Genomic DNA, 16,228 nt, shown 5'->3' with positions numbered 1-16,228 from the left:
TGAAGGGCTCCTGAGGAAATCCCGGGAGCGGCGTCAGCCGCAGCAGCCGCCTCCGCAGCAGCCGCCCCCGCCGCCGCCCGCGCGGGGCGCCGGAGCCGGGGCGGAGGCCGAGCCTCCGACCGCGACCGTGGAGAGGAGCTTCACCGTGTCCTCATGACCGGAAGGGCAGGCCGCGGGGTCGGCGGACGCCGCCATGGGACGGCTGAGTTCGAAGGTGTCGCCGCAGGTCCGGCAGCGGTACTCGTAGCGAGGCATGGGGACAGATTAGTCCGCGACGGCGGAAGTGCCGCCCCTCCGGATTCCGTTTGATCACTCTTGCCGTACCGGTGTGGAGGAACTGTAAAGGCCGCTGGTAACTTTCGAACGCCGCGAGAAGCCGTAAGGGCGGGGGAACGTGAGGGCTCGCTGCCGTCGACCACGGCAGCCATGTCCTTCCGCGCGAGCACCACCGTGAGCGGGAGGGAGACGCAGCCGTGTCCAAGGCTGGGCGGGAATCGGACGAGACCGTGCAGTTGAAGGTCCCCGCTTCCCTGAACGCGGACGAGACCATGATGTTGCGCGCTGTCGAGCCGGCCGCCACCGGCAGCGCGGCCACGCGCTCCGGCACGGCGCCAGACGGCAGCGGCCGCGGCAGGTCACGCCGCCGGCGCAAGGCCCCCCGTGCCTCCGCCCTGTCCCGTCTGCCCGCAGCGGGCCCGGGGCTGACGCGGCTCGTCGCCCGCGTCGCGTCCGACGCCCGCCGCCTGCGGCCCCGTTACCCGCACGCCGACCGCGCGGGCTGGCGCCGCTGGGCACCCTCCTGGCGGCAGGGGCTCGGCGCCGCGCTGGCGTGCACCGGCCTGACCGTCATCCTCCTCGGCTCCGCGTACGCCGCCACCGACATCCCGGACAACCTCAACTCGTACGCCACCCAGCAGGACAACGTCTACTTCTGGTCCGACGGGACGCCCATGGCCCGCACCGGCTGGGTGCGGCGGCAGGCGATGCCCCTCAAGGACATACCCGAGGACGTCCGCGGCGCGGTGCTGGCGGCGGAGAACGCGAGCTTCTACAGCGACCCCGGCATATCCCTCAGCGGCCTCGGCCGGGCACTGTGGCGCACCGTCGGCCAGGGGGAGACCCAGGGCGGCTCCACCATCACCCAGCAGTACGTCAAGAACGTCTACCTCAACCAGGACCGCTCGGTCGGCCGCAAATTCACCGAGGCCATGCTCGCCCTCAAGCTCGACAACCAGATGAGCAAGGACGACATCCTGGAGGGCTACCTCAACACGAGCTGGTTCGGCCGCGGCACCTACGGCATCCAGCGCGCCGCCCAGGCCTACTACGGCAAGGACGTCGGCGACCTCGACGTCAGCGAGGCCGCCTTCCTCGCCTCCCTCCTCAAGGGCGCCGGGCTCTACGACCCGGCCCTGAGCCAGGCCAACCACGACCGGGCGGTGGAGCGCTGGTCCTGGATCCTCGACCGCATGGCCGAGACCGGCACCCTGTCGAAGGCCGAGCGGGCCAGGTACACGAAGTTCCCCGAACCGCTCAAGCGGGCGCCCGGGTTCGACACCGGCAAGCAGAGCGACTACCTCGTGGAACTGGCCGCCCGGTACGCCAAGAAGGCGGCGCACCTTTCGGACAAGGAGTTCGACTTCGGCGGCTTCCAGATCTACACGACCTTCGACCGCAAGCAGGAGAGCGCGCTCACCGACGCCGTCGCCGAGGCTCGCAAGCAGGCGCGGAAGAAGGACGCGGCCAAGGCGAAGTCCCTGCACTTCGGCGCATCGTCGGTGGCCACAGACGGGCGGATCCTCGCCGTCCACGGCGGCCCCGACCACCGCACCCAGGGCTACAACGAGTCGAACGCGACCACCGTGCCCGCCGGTTCGGCCTTCCTGCCCTTCGTCTACGCCGCCGCCCTGGAGAACGGCGTGCACAAGACCCGGGACGGCGCCGCGACCGAGGTCACCCCGCAGACGCTGTACGACGGGGACGACGGCATCGCCGTCCGGACACCCGAGGGCCCCTACTGGGACCGCGGCGGCAAACAGGTCACCTCCCACAACGACGGCAAGAAGTCCTACGGGCGGATCAGCCTGGGCCGGGCGCTCGCCCTGTCGGTGAACACGCCGTTCATGCAGCTCGGCATGGACACCGGCCTGGACCGGGTGCGGGCCACCGCCCTGCGGGCCGGCCTGCTCCCCTCCAGCTTCGGCCCGCAGGTGCCCGCGATGTCCCTGGGCAGTGCCACGCCCAGCGCGATCCGCATGGCCAGCGGATACGCCACGTTCGCCGCCGCCGGCAAGCACGTCGAGCCGTACTCGGTGTCCCGCATCACCCGCAACGGCTCCGGGATCGCGCTGGACAAGCCCGCCTCCCGCCGCGCGGTGAAGGCGAGCGTGGCCGCCGCGGTCCAGTCCGCCCTCACGGACGCCTTCCGCACCGCCCGCCCGGGGGCGGACCCGGCCGCCGCGGTGGCCGGGAAGACCGGCACCACGCAGAACGACACCGCCGCCTGGTACGTCGGCACGGCCCACTCCGTGTCGACGGCCGTGGTGGCCTACCGCATCGACCTCGGCAAGAGTCTCGAACCCCTCCCGCTGAAGGGCATCGCGGGCTCCCCGGGGGACAGCGTCCCGTACCGCATCTGGTCCGGTGCCCGCGGCATCGGCTGACCCCCCGCCCGGCACCGCCCTCGTACCCCCCACCCCCCTTCGCAGAATGAGCCGCGCATGAAATCGCCCTCCGGCCGCCGCCGACGACCCCGCGCCTCCCGCCGCAGCGTGCCCCCGGGGATCCTGGCCCTGGCGGCGCTCCTCGTCGTCGCGTCCCTCGTCGCGGGCTACCTGATCCTGACCGGCTCGGACACCACCGCCCCGGCCGCCTCCTCCGGGACCCGCAGGGAGCCCTCCGCGCAGCCGGACCGGGAACCCGAGTGGGACGGCAAGGTGAAGGTCCTCGGGGACGGCTCCACCTCCTACACCGGCCCCCCGAAGGACCAGTTGAAGCCGGTGCCGCTCAAGCCGGGCCAGAAGCCGCCCCAGTTCGTCGTCTTCTCCTGGGACGGCGCGTTGCAGGGCGACGACGGCCTCTTCTCGCACTACCGGGAGCTGGCCGAGGAGTACGACGCCCACATGACCTTCTTCCTCACGGGTATCTACCTCGTGCCCAAGAGCAAGAAGGACCTCTACGCCCCGCCCCAGCACTCCAGAGGCTCGGCGGCGATCAGCTTCGCCACCGACGAGCACATCCGCACCACGCTGGAGCAGCTCGGCAAGGCGTGGCAGGGCGGCAACGAGATAGGCACCCACTTCAACGGACACTTCTGCGGCGAGAAGGGCGGCGGCGACTGGAGCGTCGCGGAGTGGAAGAGCGAGATCGACCAGTTCTACGACTTCGCCGAGAAGTGGAAGACCAACACCGGCTTCCGGGACGTCGACCCGCTGCCGTTCGACTTCAGGAAGGAGGTCACCGGCGGCCGGGCGCCCTGCCTGGAGGGCCAGGAGAACCTGCTGAAGGCCGCCGAGGACTACAAGTGGCGCTACGACGCCAGCTCCGCGGGCGACTTCCAGATATGGCCCCGCAAGAAGAACGGCATATGGGACTTCCCGCTCCAGATGCTCCCTTACGAGGGCGGCAAGTACCAGGGCCTGTCGATGGACTTCAACTTCCTCTACAACCAGTCCGAGGGTGAGACCGAGGGCGACCCGGCGAACTACCCCCAGTGGGAGGAACAGACCGTCGCCTCCTACATGTCCGGCTTCAACCGCGTGTACTACGGCAGCCGGGCCCCGCTGTTCATCGGCAACCACTTCGAGGACTGGAACGGCGGCATCTACATGCGGGCCGTCGACCGCGTCGTCAAGGCCATGTGCACGAAGAAGGACGTCAAATGCGTGTCCTTCAGGGAACTGGCCGACTGGCTCGACGTGCAGAAGCCGGCCACCCTGCAGCGGCTCCGTGGCCTGGACCCGGCACAGTCGCCCGACTGGTCGACGGTCGTGAAGTGATCAGAATGTGATCGGGACCTGAAATCAACAGGCGCAACACCCTTCACAGTAGTCACACATTCCATGCAAAGATCTCCTACCCCGGCAACCCTTTGGCCGGGGCAAGAGGGGAAACACCAGTGAAATCACGGAAATTGAGCGGGACGCGACGCCGCGTCACGATAGTCGGTGCCGCGGCCACCTCGGTCATCGCCGGAATCGCCCTGCTGCCCAACTGGAGCGCGGGCGCGGCGGTCAGCGACGATCCGACGGTGGACGCGCGGACGAAGGCCACCTTCCAGCGGCTGGCCGACGCGGTCTTCACCGACCGCACCAACGCCCTGGTCGCCGGCGGGCGTGCCGACGCGGACAAGCCGCTGACCGACGGCTTCTCCGGCGACGTCGCGCTGTCCTCCGGTACCGCCCGCACCGAGGACGCGACCCGGTCCGCGCTGGGGCAGCGCAAGCAAAAGCTGGCCGAGGCCGGCGAGACGTACCGCGACGCCAGCACCACCGTCACCCTGAACGCCACGCGGGTGACGGGCCGTACGGCCAAGGCGGAGGTCACCGAGACCACGACCCTGACCTACGCCCGGACCCGCGGCAACGCGCCGAAGACCACCGGATTCCAGGCCCGGCATGAACTGACCTTCACGGCCGACCGGCGGGGCGACTGGCGGCTGACCGGCATCCGCGACGCCGACCAGGGCGGTCTCGCGGTGAACACGCTGTCCAAGCCGGCCCCCGTCAAGGCGACCGCCGCCGCCGACACCATGCCGAACGCTCCGCGGGCGGCGACCACCCGCAACCCGGCCGCCGCCCCGAAGACCGGCACGACGTACGACTACAAGGCCATGGCGGCCTACGCCGAGAAGCACTGGAACGCCTACAACAAGGACTACCCGGACTTCAGCGGCCGCGGCGCCGGCGGCGACTGCACCAACTTCGTCAGCCAGTCCCTGAAGGCGGGCGGCTGGAAGCACGTCCCCGGCTACGTGTACGACTACACCAGGTGGTTCGGCAACGCCGACATCCAGTCGCACTCGTTCATCGGCGTCAACGAGTGGTCCTGGTTCGCCCAGAACTCCAAGCGGACCACGCCGCTCGCCAACGTCTACCAGCTGGAGGTCGGCGACGTCCTCCAGGTGGACTTCGACAGGGACGGGTCCAAGGACCACACGATGATCGTCACGTACAAGAGCGGTGGGGTGCCGTACCTGACCTACCACTCCACCAACACGCTCCGCAGGTCGGTGGCGAGCATCGTCGCCTCGTACCCGAACGCGTACTACTACGCCTACCGCACCTGAGTCCGGACGGGGGCCGGGCTCAGTGTCCGGCCCCCCGCTCCTCACGGATCCCGTCCACCACCCGGGCCACCGACCGCCGGATGCCCTCCGTCTCCGTGAGGAAGTGCCAGTAGTCGGGGTGGCGGCCTTCGAGGCCGGCGACTGCGCGGTCCAGGCGGGCCACGGCGTCGTCCAGGGGGCGGGCGTGGCGCGGGTCGGGGGTGTTGCGGCCGGCCATGGCGAGGCGCTGGGCGTCGCGGATGGCGAAGCGGGTGCGGTCGATCTCCTGCTGGGGGTCCTTCTGCACGGCGTTCAGGCGGTGCAGGCGGTCCCCGGCGGCCGACACGGCCTCGTCGGTGTTGTTCAGCAGGGCCCGTACGGTCGACAGCAGGGCCGTCGCGTCGGCCCAGCGCTGTTCGCCGCGGGCGGCACGGGCCTCGGCCAGTCTCGTCTCGGCCTGGCGGACGTTCTCGGCGGCCGCCTCCGGGACGTGCTGGAGGTCTTGCCAGCAGGCCGCGGTGAAGCGGCGCCGGAGTTCGCTCAGGGTCGGCTCCACCTGCTCGGAGCGGGTGGTGAGGGCCTGTGCGCGGGTGCGCAGGGAGACGAGCCGGTGGTCGATCTCGGCGGCGCGGTCCGGCAGCCGCTCGGCCTCCACACGCACCGCCTCGGCCTCGCGGGTGACCCGCTCGGCCCGCTCCAGGGTCTGCGGTACGCCGTGCTGCCCGGCGCCCTGGTTCAGCTTGGTGAGCTCCGGGGAAAGGGCGGCGAGCCGGGCGGCGAGGTCGTCCGCCCTGAGCCCCGACGCCCGTACGGCGTCCAGCGCGTTGGAGGCGGCGAGCAGGGCCTGGCGGGCGCGTTCGACCGCGGGGGCGAGACGGGCCAGCTGGGTCTCCGCCTTGCCGAGGAGCGGGCCGAGACCTTCGGTGAACCGGTCGAGGTCCTGCTTGACCCGGCCGAGTTCCTCCTTGGCGGCGGTCAGCTCGCCGCGGGCGCGGGACGCGGCGGAGGCCTCCAGGTCGTCGCGGTCGAGATCGTGGGCGTCGACGGCGTTGATGTACCGGTGACTGGCCTCGTCGATCCGCCGGCCCAGCGCGTCGAAGTCGGCGACGGCCCGCCGGGCGGCGGGGGAGTCGTCGACGGCGGTGATCGTCTCGATCGAGATGCGCAGGTCGCGCTGGGCGGTGTCGAGCTCGTAGAACGCCGCGGCGGCGGCGTCCTTCGCGGCCTGGGCCTCGGCCCGCTGGCTCTCGGCCCGGCCGCCGAACCAGCGCCGGGTGCCCCCGCCCGCGAAGGCGGCGGCCAGGGCCGGCGCGGCCAGCAGCGGGAGTGCGGCCAGGACGAGCATGTCGCGCAGCGGCCCGGGGACGCGGAGGGGCCCGAGGGCGCGGAGGGGCCCGGGGACGCGTGGGCTGCGGCGGCGCGGACGACGGGCGCGCGGCACCGACGGCGAGTCCGGCTGTCCTGGTGTCGCCGTCACATCCCTCTCCCGTGCTGTGGTCCACCCTGCCCGGTGTCATTCTCCCACCGGTAGAGGACGAACACACGGGCCGTTCAGTTCACTGTTCGCACCGTCACGCTGCCGTCGCCGGTGTGGGCGGACACCCGGTGGGCGCTGCTCTCGTCGCGGGGCACGGACACGTCGACGCCGCCGTCACCGGTCTCGGTGGTCACGCGGTAGGCGGCGCGGGGCAGTGCGATGGTCACGGAGCCGTCGCTGCTGCGGGACTCGACACGGTCCGGCACGGCACCGAGTTCGAGGCGGACCGAACCGTCGCCGGTGTGGGTGCGGACGTCGCGGGAGGAGACGTCCGCGCGGATGGAACCGTCGCCGGTGCGCATCCGCAGCGGACCGCTGGTGCCGCTGACGCGGATGGACCCGTCGCCGGTGCGCACCTGCACGGGGCCGGTGGTGTCGGTGACGCGGACGGATCCGTCGCCGGTGCGGATGTTCAGGGGGTCCCGGAAGCCCCGGGCGTGAACCGTGCCGTCGCCGTCCTGGACCTTGACGGTGACGCCGCGGGGAACCTCGATGCGGTGCTTGGCCGAGCAGTCGGCGACGATGCCGGAGCACTTCAGGCGCAGCACCAGACGGTCGTCGCGCAGCGCCCAGGTGACCTTGGGCTCCTTGCCGACCACGACCGAGCCCTGGAACCACCGGGTGACCTCGATCGTGCCGGCCGGGTTCTCGTCGGAGGCGACGATCTCCAGGGCCGAGTCGTCCGAGTCGACGGTCAGGGTGCGGCCCTGGAGGCCGAAGGACCGGCGGTCGGGGTCCGTGTCGTCCCCGGCGGACGCCCCGCAGGCACTGAGCCCGGCGACGAGCACGACGACGGCACCGGTGAGGGCGGTGGCGCGGACGGTGGCGGTGCGTGCGGTCATGACGGTCTCCCCCTGGACGGACGACGGGCGCTCCGGTGCGCTCTACGACCGTATGGATCCGGGGCCCGCCGGGGGATCCGGGCCACTCCCGGATCAACGGTGGGGTTAACCCCAGGGCGGCCCCCGGACGCTCCCGCGATACGGGTTTGCCGGACCGTGCCCCGGGCCATGTAGGCTGTCGACTCGTCCTGGGCACGTGGCCCGGGAGCCGGGTGCGTAGCTCAGGGGTAGAGCGCCTGCCTTACAAGCAGGATGTCGGCGGTTCGAAACCGTCCGCGCCCACCGACCGAGTAGCGGTTCAGAGGCCTCCTGAGATGTTCCCGGGGGGCCTTTTCCGATGCTCGATCGCCGGTTGCCGGAAAGTCATGTGCGACGCGGTACGGTTCCGTCCTGCCAGCGGTAGAGGTCGCGCAGCAGGGAAATCTCGGCGCCGTGGTGGATCAGCTCCCGGTTGACGTGCAGGACGATGCCCTCCATGGGAAACCGCTCGGGACCCACCGTGGGCGGATTCTCCAGGTCGGCGTCCGAGAGCTCGCGGACCCCCGCGTTCCATCTCCCGTACATCTCATCGAGCTGTTTCAGCGCCTCGTCAGCGGTCCCCGCGTAGGCGAAGGTCCGGGAGTCGACGTCCTGGCCGCCGAAGTGCCATCCGACCCGATAGCCCATGCAGGAGACGATGATGTGCGCCAGCCGCCAGGCGATCGTTGTCACCGGCGCCGGCGTCGGCACCGCGTCAGGGGACGCGTGGTCCATCGTCCATTCCCCCGACCCGGCCGACATCGGTGCGCCCGACGTGCCACCGGGGCGGATGCTCCAGCAGCCGCGCACCGGCTCCCAGAAGTACTCCTCATCGACAAGACCGTGCAGACGCGGCCTCAGGTTCTTGTGCCAGTGCCGGTCCAACTGGTCCGCGAGTCGCTCGCTTCTTGTCATTCCCGCACACTACTGAGAACGGAGACCTGGCTGTGACTCATCGCAGACGCGCTCGACATGCCGCTCCCCGATCTCATGCGGTGAGGAGGAGGCCCCTCCCCTCGGTCTCGGGGCCTGTCACTACGATGGGCGCGTGAACAACCCGGCCCGTGCTCAGCGACCCGCCCTGCGGCGGTGGCATGTGCTGTGCGTGCTGGGGCTGTTGACGGGGCTGCTGGGGATGCACGGGCTGGCGCCCGGGGGTGGGCTGTCTCAGCGGGCTCATGTGATGCAGGGGCACCAGGGCCAGATGGCGCCGGCCTCCGTGTCGACGACCCACCTCATGCCCTATCTGCACTGCGCTGACGGGCATGTGCGGCACGCCGACGCGACCTGTGCGTCCGGTGCCGTGGGCGGGGGGCCGGTGCTGCCCCCGCTGGTTCCCGACCCGGTCCCCGTGGGCGAGGGGGAGAGCGCCGTACGGGCGTATGCCGTCGTGGATACGGATGGTGCCCGGGCCCCGCCTTCCCTGGCCGAGCTCCAGCTTCTGCGGATTTAGACACCACGCATCACGCCGGCCGGCAGCGACCGGTGGCGGCGTGGTGCTCCGTCGTGTCCGGAAGTTCCATTCCTTGCAGAAGCAGGAGTTCACGCATGAGCAGCAGCATTCGTACCCTGGCGCGCCGGGCTGCCCTGGTGGCGGCCGCGGGTGCCGTGGCGGTCGTCCTCGCCGCCTGTGGCGGTGACGGCGCCGACGGGGCCGCCGGCCACGGCGACGCCGGAAGTCACGGACCCACCGGGACCCCGTCGGCCACCGGTGCCCACAACCCCCAGGACGTCGCCTTCGCGCAGGGCATGATCCCGCATCACCGGCAGGCGCTGGAGATGGCGCGGCTGGCCGGCGGCCGGGCCTCCTCCGGGGCGGTCAAGGACCTCGCCGGGCGGATCGAGAAGGCGCAGGATCCGGAGATCAGGACCATGACCGGCTGGCTGAAGACCTGGGGCGAGGACGTGCCCCCAGCGGGCGGCGGCATGGACCACTCCGCGTCGGGCCACTCCGGGATGCCCGGGATGATGGGCGACGAGGACATGGCCGCGCTGGAGACGCTGACGGGCAAGGCCTTCGACCACCAGTTCCTGACCTTGATGGTCGAGCACCACGAGGGGGCCGTGGAGATGGCCCGGACCGAGCAGAGCAAGGGCCGCTACGGCCCCGCCAAGGCCATGGCCGGCGACATCGTCACCGCCCAGCAGGCCGAGATCCGTGAGATGAAGCAGATGATGGACGCCAAGAGCTGATCCCGTCGGGCGTCACGAGGTTCCGCCGGTCTCCTCCGGCGGAGCCTCGTGCGCGTGCTTCAGCTCCGAGCGGGCCGCCACCCGCTCGGGGCCCGCGAGTTCGGCCCAGTAGCGGTGGGTGCTGACGAACACCGCCAGTTCGTGCTCCCGCTGCCGGAGCTTCTCGACTTCGGCCTGTTCGTCGGCGCTCCAGCCGGGCGAGGCGGGGCGTTCCACCTTGCGCCAGCCGTTGTCGTCGCTGAAGCCGTCCAGCGGCTCCACCGACCAGGGAAGCCGCTTCAGCAGGGCCGACAGCTCGGCCCGGACCTGATGGAGTTCCTCCTGACCGGCCAGGAGGTCACTCGGAAAGTCATAGGTCGTAGCCACGAACCAATGATACGCCTGTTCGAATTTGCCGGGCGAGTTCCTTCCTGTGGTTCATGCGAACGGGTGTGCCGGCGGCGACGGCTCCGTATCAGCGCCGGGCCGTGCCCCCGGCCCCGTCCGACAGCTCGTCGCCGCCGGGAACGCGTCGTAGCGGGCGAGGGCCTGGGCGGGGTCCGCCGGGCCGCCGCACGCGTCGCTGATCGCGGCGGTCTCCTCCACCAGGGCGGCCGGCTCGTCGCGGTGACGGGTGCGGACGTCGCCGAGGGGGAGGCCGATGGGGGTCCCCCCTGGTCGAGCGAAGTCGAAAGCTCGGGGGAGCGTGGTCAGCAGGGCGAACGGCGCCAGGGACGACATCTCCGCCCACAGGGCCGCCGTCTCGTCCGCCAGGACCCGGGTGGCCGGACCGGCTGCCGCGAGGGCCTCGGCCAGGGCGTCGAGGCGCGGACGGGGCCCGTCCGTGCCGGTCAGGTCGATCTCCGCGAAGGGGCTGCCGTGTTCGACGACGCCCGGCGCTACCCCGGGTTCCCTCGACCCGGATCACGGCGGGGCCACGCCGTCGGGCCGGTAGCGGGCGCGTCGGAGTGATCATGGTAGGCGCCGCTGTCGCAGAGGGGCCGGACGGGTGAGACTGGGGGCATGTGCCGGAGTATCAAGACGCTGCGTCCGCCCGCGATGCCGGAAGAGGCCACCGAGGCCGACGTGCGCGCTGCCGCCCTGCAGTACGTGCGGAAGGTCTCGGGATTCCGCGCCCCCGCCGCTCACAACCAGGAGGTGTTCGACCGCGCCGTGGAGGCCGTCGCGCAGGCCACGGCCGAGTTGCTGGACGGTCTGGAGGTCCGCGGGGCCGGGACACGGAAACCGAGCAGGGTCTGAACCGTTCGAGACGGCCGGGCCTGATCCTGTCGAGACAGTCCCGGGACGCCGCGGAACGCCCTGTGCCTCAGACCGCCAGTTCCGCCTGCGGTTCGGGGCGCGGCGCCGGTACGGTCTCCGCTTCCCACAGCCGGGTGGTCCGCAGGTAGCCGTAGACCACCGAGGCCATCGCCAGCAGGAGGAGGGGGCCGGACACCCACGGGTGGGCGGCCATCTCCAGCGGCACGAAGCGGTAGGACGCCAGCAGCACCGTGAAGACGGCCGTGCCGTACGCGATCAGCCGCACTCCGGCCCGGTCCCAGCCGCGGTCGTACGTGCGCAGCGCCGCCTCGACCGTGTACGCGAACACCACGCCGGCGATGAGGTCCACGCCGTAGTGCCAGCCGAAGCCCAGCGTGGCGGCGAGGGTGGCGATCAGCCAGAACGTGCCGGCGTACCGCAGGGCGCGCGGGCCCTTGCGGGAGTGGATGAAGATCGTGACGGCCCAGGCCGTGTGCAGGCTGGGCATGCAGTTGCGCGGGGTGATCTCGTCGAACGGCAGCTCGTACGGGGTGGTGATCGGCGGCAGGGTGTCCGGCCACAGGTCGGCCGCCGCCCAGTGCCCGCCCTCGGGGCCGTAGGCGAACATCGGCCCGACCACGGGGTAGATCATGTAGAAGGCCGGTCCGAGCAGGCCGATCAGCAGGAAGGTGCGCACCAGGTGGTGACGCGGGAAGCGCTGCTCGGCCGCCACGTTGCGCAGCTGGTACAGCGCCACGCAGACCGCCGCCACGGCGAGCTGGGCGTAGACGTAGTCGAGGGCGTGCTCGCCGACCGGGCCGCTCGCCCGCAGGAGCCGGCCGGCCAGCCACGACGGGTTGCCCAGCGCATGATCGGCCATGGCGACGTACGGGTCGAGGGTGACCGGGCGGGTCTGCGACGTGATCAGCAGCCAGGTGTCACCCGTCTTGCGGCCGGTCACGAGCAGCAGCCCGAGCCCGACGCCCTTCAGCATCAGGAGGCGTTCCCGGCCGGTGCGGCGGACGAGGGCGAAGACCGCGACACCCAGGATCACCCACAGGGCGCCGTTGCCGAACGGATGGCCTTCGGCGGGATAGGTGCCGGTCGCCCACCGCACCAGCAGGAAGACGAGGTCGATGCCGACCGCGGTGCCGAGGGCGATGAGCCGTTGCCGCCAGGTGAGCACCACCATCATCAGCGCCATGCTGGCGTAGAGCAGGAACCCCGACTTGGGGGCGTGGATCACCTCGCGGGCCTGCGTGGTGATCGGCCCCGGCATGCCGAAGTGGTGCGCGGTGATCTGGAGCGCGACGAGGAACCCGAGGGTGATCACGCCGGCGGCGGCCCACAGCATCGCCCGGGGCCGCCGCCTCGCGGCGAGCGCTGTCCGTCCTATTCGGGAGGCTTCCCGCGGCGCTGTGGTGGTCAATGTCTCAGCCGCTTCCAGGTCTCGGAGTGGTCGTGGTGGTGGGTGGGAGCCGGTCTACGACGTCCGCGGCTCGCGCCGCATCAGATACGCCGCGCCCGCCCCGGCGCCGAACAGCGCCCCCACCGACACCGCCGTGGCCACCCAGGTCGCGCCCAGCAGGTGGGCGCCGAAGTAGCCGAGGGCGACGCTGTACGCGGCCCAGGTGAGACCGGCCAGGGCCGACCAGGGCAGGAAGTCGCGGACGCGGCGCCGGGCGGCGCCCGCGCCGAGGGAGACCACCGAGCGGCCGGCGGGCGCGAACCGGGCGAGGACGACGAGGGCGCCGCCGCCCCGCGCGAGGGCCGCGCCGAGGCGCTCCTGGGCGGTGGTCAGCCGCCGGGAACGCGAGATCGCCCGGTCCAGCCGGGCGCCGCCGCGCCAGGCGAGGCGGTAGGCCAGCAGGTCACCCAGGACGGAGGCGGTGGCCGCGCAGAGGGTCAGGGCGAGGATGTCGGGCACGTCGGCAGCCGTGCCCGCTGCCGCCGCCGTGGCCGCCGTGATCACCAGGACGCCGCTGGGCAGCACCGGCAGGAACACGTCGAGCAGGACGGACAAGGCCACCACCGCGTAGATCCATGGGCTGCCGATCAGCGACCCCAAGTGCTCCAGCACCGCGACTCCCCGTGACTCCCCCGTGGGCCAGACCGTGCCGCGATGGCGCGGGCGGAGACGGCAGGAGTGGCCATGACAGCCATAGAGCGTACGCCTGGGGTGTGACGGGCGGTTCACGGGGGGCTCATACGTTCGGTGCGGAGTGTTCACCTCGTCGCGCCTCGCCCCGGATTGTCGGCATATATACGAGTGCCGTCCTCGTCGAACCGACACCGGGCCGGTACAGACGCGGCGGCGCCTCCCCCGGTGGGGAAGGCGCCGCTGGGTGTCCGAAGGGCCGGGCGGCTCAGGCGGCCACCGGAGCCTGGCCCGCGGAGCGCTGCTCCTGCGCCGAGGTGCGCTTGGCCAGCAGCCGGTCCAGGCCGAACGCGCCGGAGCCCGTGAAGATCAGCAGGAACATGGCCCAGCAGTACATGGCCGCGCCCTCGCCGCTGTTCTCGATCGGCCACAGACCCTGGGGCTGGTGGACCTTGAAGTACGCGTACGCCATCGCGCCGGAGGAGATGAACGCCGCGATGCGGGTGCCGAGGCCCAGCAGAACCAGGGTGCCGCCGACGAGTTCGATGACGGCCGCGTACCAGTTCGGCCAGGCACCGGTCGCGGCGGTGCCGCCCTTGCCGTCCACGCCTCCGAGGACGCCGAAGAGTGCGACGGCGCCGTGGCAGGCGAAGAGCAGGCCGACGACGATCCGGAACAGTCCGAGCGCGTACGGCTGTGCGCCGTTGAGGCGAGCGGTCATGTGGGGGGTCTCTCCTTCGGTTGGCCGGCTCTGGGGAGGCCGGTCGGGGACGGATACCGCGGAGTAGCCCACGTTAGGTGTGCCTAATTGATGCTTGCAAGTTCAACATTTGGCCACGACTTTGCCTCCCGTTGGGGCTCGATTTCGGGCCCAGTCGCACGTAGAACGGCTCTCGCCACCGCGTCCGCGTCCGAAAGAGTGACCGAATCCACCCCTGGGCGGGCTCCGGCAGCGGTCACCCAGTGCACGCCTTCTGTTGGCACGCCGAACGCGAACAGCCTTGTGTGTGCAACTCCTTGACGATCCATCAGCCGATAAGGGCGGGACGTGACGTCCAGTCCGCCTGTCTCGTAACCGTCGACGGTGTGCGGTCGGCACCGCCCGCTGCGCAGCAGGCCGGCCAGGAGGGGGTCGGCGGTGTGCCGCAGGTCCGGTTCCGGCAGGCGCGCCTCTATGAGGGTTCTCACAACGACGGCCGGTCCCGGCACGTCGGGGGAGTGTGCGGCCCAGCCACCGTCCTGCTCCGTCACCCGCAGCCGCGGCCCGAGTACCTCCACCACGCCCGCCTCCATGAGGGCCACGAGTTCCTCGATGCGGCGACGCGGCGGGCCGATGGACAGGAACGCGTTGAGGGGGGTGTACCAGCGGTCCAGGTGGTCCCGGCGTGAGGCGCCGGCGAGGCCGCCGTGGTCCACGATCAGCCGGAGCTCGTTGCGCAGGTCGCGCAGCACGTCCAGGGCCGCCTTCAGCGGGCCGTGCACATTGCCCAGGGCGGCCTGGGCGGCGTCCTCGCGCAGATGCGCCAGCAGCCAGTCGCGCCACCGGCCTGGGCGGGCGACGTCCCGTCCGGCGTACGGGCGGGAGATTCGCTCCCAGCACCAGCGGTCGCCGTCCGGCACCCCGAACTCCTCCAGCAGCGACGCCTCCCGGGGGTCGCCGTGCGGAACGGCGAGGAAGCGGTCGACGAACTCCCCCTCCCGCCCGGCCGACTCCCGCTCCCGCCCGGCCGACTCCCGCTCCCGCCCGGCCGACTCCCGCTCCCGCCCGGCCGACTCCCGCTCCCGCCCGGCGCGGTCCGCGCCGCCCCGTCGGATCAGCGCGGCGTAGTAGACCGTCTCCACCTCCTTCGCCACCAGCGGCCAGATCTCCGCGAGGAAGTCGGGCGCCTCCCCGGAGTCCGCGCGCTTGCGGAACCCGGCGATCACCTCCGGGGTGAGGACGAGCGGGACGTGCCGGCCGTACGGCCCCTTCGCGTTGTCGCCGCGTGCCTGGTACGGGACCCCGCGCCGGGACCCGGCGAAGAGCCGCGGCTCGCGGCCGGAGGGGAGGTAGCGCAGGCCCCCGGCGTCCCGTACGAAACGGCCGCCCCGGCCGGTCGTCAGCAGGGCCGTGTGGTCGAAGAAGTTGAGGCCGAGGCCCCGCAGCAGAACGGGCTCACCCGGGGATATGGAGGACAGGTCGACGTCGGCCGGGTTGGCGGGCGGGACATGGCGCAGGCCGTGCCGCGCGGCGTGGGCCGCGTGCCGCAGCAGGTCCGGGCCGGCGGTCCGCGGCAGGTGCCCCTGGGCCAGCACCACCGCGGACAGGCCGGTCAGGGTGCGGCCGTCGTCGAGGGTGAGGGCATGGCGGCCCCCGGGGGTGTCGTCGAGCCGTACCGCGCGCGCCCGGTGCGTCTCGACCCGTACGGCCGGCGGCGCCTGCCGTACGACCTCGGCGAACACCCACTCCAGGTAGCGGCCGTAGTCGGCCCGGGTGGGGTACTCGTCCGGGCCCAGTGCGCCGTCCGCCCACTCGTGCAGACTCGGGCCCGGGCGGATCGGGCCCGAGCAGTCCACGCTGTCGTCGGTGAACAGAGTGACCTGGCAGGCCACGGTGTTCATCAGCAGCTCGGGCGACTGGGCCGTGCGCCAGACGCGGCCGGGACCGGGCGGGTCCGGGTCGATCACGTGGACCGTCAGCAGGGCACCCGGCGGGAGCAGTTCCGGGGCGGAGGCGCACAGGCGTTCCAGGACGCTGGTGCCGCGCGGTCCGGCGCCGACCAGGGCGACGGAGACGCGCGCGAAGGCTTCCTCGGAGGTGTCCTCGGGCGACGCAGACAAGGGTGGAACTCCCGGGCGTGGGGGGCGCGTGTCGGCGGTCCGCCGGGCAGGAAGCGGACGGTCCGCCTCATCATGCCGTCGCCGGGAGCGGTAACCGAGACTCCTGGGGAAGGATTGACGGTCGCTGTGGGATGCCTCACTGCCATCGCGGGGCATCGCGGTGCACCGCAGGGCGTCACGGAGCATCACGGGACACAGCGGCAGCAAGCGGGGCG

Annotated in this window: 16 protein-coding genes and 1 tRNA gene; 7 read left to right on the top strand and 10 right to left on the bottom strand. The window is 72.0% G+C overall.

The genetic code is table 11. The annotated features are described in order from the left end of the window. Nucleotides 1–33: 33 nt before the first annotated feature. Entirely contained in the window at nt 34–255 is a 222-nt protein-coding gene (locus OO68_RS00760) for an FmdB family zinc ribbon protein (protein WP_033306109.1), read from the bottom strand. A 293-nt stretch (nt 256–548) separates the two neighbouring features. Between OO68_RS00760 and OO68_RS00755 the strand changes: the two genes are divergently transcribed. The 3 genes from OO68_RS00755 (at nt 549) to OO68_RS00745 (ending at nt 5,287) form a co-directional block, all read left to right on the top strand. Next, nucleotides 549–2,663: a transglycosylase domain-containing protein gene (locus tag OO68_RS00755; protein ID WP_078625141.1), complete on the top strand. Its 2,115-nt coding sequence runs from the start codon at nt 549–551 to the stop codon at nt 2,661–2,663. A 57-nt stretch (nt 2,664–2,720) separates the two neighbouring features. Continuing rightward, complete coding sequence (locus OO68_RS00750) at nt 2,721–3,998, top strand: polysaccharide deacetylase family protein (protein WP_033306108.1); 1,278 nt, start codon at nt 2,721–2,723, stop codon at nt 3,996–3,998. 134 nt (nt 3,999–4,132) lie between these two features. After that, nucleotides 4,133–5,287 carry an amidase domain-containing protein gene (locus tag OO68_RS00745; protein ID WP_245236868.1) on the top strand — a complete coding sequence of 385 codons (1,155 nt, stop codon included), beginning with the start codon at nt 4,133–4,135 and terminating at the stop codon, nt 5,285–5,287. A gap of 19 nt (nt 5,288–5,306) precedes the next feature. On the opposite strand, the gene OO68_RS00740 is transcribed toward OO68_RS00745, so the two are convergent. Continuing rightward, the gene (locus tag OO68_RS00740; protein ID WP_033306106.1) at nt 5,307–6,743 is read right to left on the bottom strand and encodes a hypothetical protein; all 1,437 of its coding nucleotides are present in this window, start codon (nt 6,741–6,743) and stop codon (nt 5,307–5,309) included. 74 nt (nt 6,744–6,817) lie between these two features. After that, nucleotides 6,818–7,645: a DUF4097 family beta strand repeat-containing protein gene (locus OO68_RS00735; protein ID WP_033306105.1), complete on the bottom strand. Its 828-nt coding sequence runs from the start codon at nt 7,643–7,645 to the stop codon at nt 6,818–6,820. Nucleotides 7,646–7,855: 210 nt separating this feature from the next. Between OO68_RS00735 and OO68_RS00730 the strand changes: the two genes are divergently transcribed. Continuing rightward, a tRNA-Val gene (locus OO68_RS00730) sits at nt 7,856–7,927 on the top strand. Between the two features lie 81 nt (nt 7,928–8,008). On the opposite strand, the gene OO68_RS00725 is transcribed toward OO68_RS00730, so the two are convergent. Continuing rightward, complete coding sequence (locus tag OO68_RS00725; protein WP_033306104.1) at nt 8,009–8,578, bottom strand: DinB family protein; 570 nt, start codon at nt 8,576–8,578, stop codon at nt 8,009–8,011. A 133-nt stretch (nt 8,579–8,711) separates the two neighbouring features. Between OO68_RS00725 and OO68_RS00720 the strand changes: the two genes are divergently transcribed. After that, nucleotides 8,712–9,116 carry a DUF6153 family protein gene (locus tag OO68_RS00720; RefSeq protein WP_051814224.1) on the top strand — a complete coding sequence of 135 codons (405 nt, stop codon included), beginning with the start codon at nt 8,712–8,714 and terminating at the stop codon, nt 9,114–9,116. 95 nt (nt 9,117–9,211) lie between these two features. After that, the gene (locus OO68_RS00715; RefSeq protein WP_033306102.1) at nt 9,212–9,856 is read left to right on the top strand and encodes a DUF305 domain-containing protein; all 645 of its coding nucleotides are present in this window, start codon (nt 9,212–9,214) and stop codon (nt 9,854–9,856) included. A 12-nt stretch (nt 9,857–9,868) separates the two neighbouring features. Here OO68_RS00715 and OO68_RS00710 read toward each other — a convergent pair whose 3' ends face one another. Together OO68_RS00710 and OO68_RS48655 are read right to left on the bottom strand one after the other, a co-directional pair. Continuing rightward, nucleotides 9,869–10,222 carry a DUF8825 domain-containing protein gene (locus tag OO68_RS00710; protein ID WP_033306101.1) on the bottom strand — a complete coding sequence of 118 codons (354 nt, stop codon included), beginning with the start codon at nt 10,220–10,222 and terminating at the stop codon, nt 9,869–9,871. A gap of 51 nt (nt 10,223–10,273) precedes the next feature. Further along, the gene (locus OO68_RS48655; protein ID WP_439332890.1) at nt 10,274–10,576 is read right to left on the bottom strand and encodes a hypothetical protein; all 303 of its coding nucleotides are present in this window, start codon (nt 10,574–10,576) and stop codon (nt 10,274–10,276) included. A gap of 282 nt (nt 10,577–10,858) precedes the next feature. Between OO68_RS48655 and OO68_RS00700 the strand changes: the two genes are divergently transcribed. Beyond that, on the top strand, nt 10,859–11,095 hold the full coding sequence (locus OO68_RS00700; protein ID WP_033306100.1) for a DUF2277 domain-containing protein: 237 nt from the start codon (nt 10,859–10,861) through the stop codon (nt 11,093–11,095). 67 nt (nt 11,096–11,162) lie between these two features. On the opposite strand, the gene OO68_RS00695 is transcribed toward OO68_RS00700, so the two are convergent. The 4 genes from OO68_RS00695 to OO68_RS00680 form a co-directional block, all read right to left on the bottom strand. Next, nucleotides 11,163–12,449 carry a phosphatase PAP2 family protein gene (locus tag OO68_RS00695; RefSeq protein ID WP_033306099.1) on the bottom strand — a complete coding sequence of 429 codons (1,287 nt, stop codon included), beginning with the start codon at nt 12,447–12,449 and terminating at the stop codon, nt 11,163–11,165. Nucleotides 12,450–12,578: 129 nt separating this feature from the next. Further along, the gene (locus OO68_RS00690) at nt 12,579–13,175 is read right to left on the bottom strand and encodes a DedA family protein (RefSeq protein ID WP_033306098.1); all 597 of its coding nucleotides are present in this window, start codon (nt 13,173–13,175) and stop codon (nt 12,579–12,581) included. A gap of 286 nt (nt 13,176–13,461) precedes the next feature. Beyond that, nucleotides 13,462–13,914, bottom strand: a complete 453-nt coding sequence (locus OO68_RS00685; RefSeq protein ID WP_033306097.1) for a DoxX family protein — start codon at nt 13,912–13,914, stop codon at nt 13,462–13,464. A gap of 83 nt (nt 13,915–13,997) precedes the next feature. Next, complete coding sequence (locus OO68_RS00680) at nt 13,998–16,013, bottom strand: FAD/NAD(P)-binding protein (protein ID WP_033306096.1); 2,016 nt, start codon at nt 16,011–16,013, stop codon at nt 13,998–14,000. Between the last annotated feature and the right edge of the window lie 215 nt (nt 16,014–16,228).

Source organism: Streptomyces iakyrus (genome assembly GCF_000717055.1).
In the GTDB taxonomy this organism is placed as follows: Bacteria; Actinomycetota; Actinomycetes; order Streptomycetales; family Streptomycetaceae; genus Streptomyces; species Streptomyces iakyrus.
Note: the sequence above shows the minus strand (reverse complement) of the source record. Positions and strands in the feature narration are given on the sequence as shown.

Excerpts from the sequence above, each read along its gene's own strand:
- OO68_RS00760 (WP_033306109.1), bottom strand. The coding sequence starts at position 255 with ATGCCTCGCTACGAGTACCGCTGCCGGACCTGCGGCGACACCTTCGAA.
- OO68_RS00755 (WP_078625141.1), top strand. The coding sequence starts at position 549 with ATGATGTTGCGCGCTGTCGAGCCGGCCGCCACCGGCAGCGCGGCCACG.
- OO68_RS00750 (WP_033306108.1), top strand. The coding sequence starts at position 2,721 with ATGAAATCGCCCTCCGGCCGCCGCCGACGACCCCGCGCCTCCCGCCGC.
- OO68_RS00735 (WP_033306105.1), bottom strand. The coding sequence starts at position 7,645 with ATGACCGCACGCACCGCCACCGTCCGCGCCACCGCCCTCACCGGTGCC.
- OO68_RS00725 (WP_033306104.1), bottom strand. The coding sequence starts at position 8,578 with ATGACAAGAAGCGAGCGACTCGCGGACCAGTTGGACCGGCACTGGCAC.
- OO68_RS00715 (WP_033306102.1), top strand. The coding sequence starts at position 9,212 with ATGAGCAGCAGCATTCGTACCCTGGCGCGCCGGGCTGCCCTGGTGGCG.
- OO68_RS48655 (WP_439332890.1), bottom strand. The coding sequence starts at position 10,576 with ATGTCGTCCCTGGCGCCGTTCGCCCTGCTGACCACGCTCCCCCGAGCT.
- OO68_RS00700 (WP_033306100.1), top strand. The coding sequence starts at position 10,859 with ATGTGCCGGAGTATCAAGACGCTGCGTCCGCCCGCGATGCCGGAAGAG.
- OO68_RS00695 (WP_033306099.1), bottom strand. The coding sequence starts at position 12,449 with ATGCTGTGGGCCGCCGCCGGCGTGATCACCCTCGGGTTCCTCGTCGCG.
- OO68_RS00685 (WP_033306097.1), bottom strand. The coding sequence starts at position 13,914 with ATGACCGCTCGCCTCAACGGCGCACAGCCGTACGCGCTCGGACTGTTC.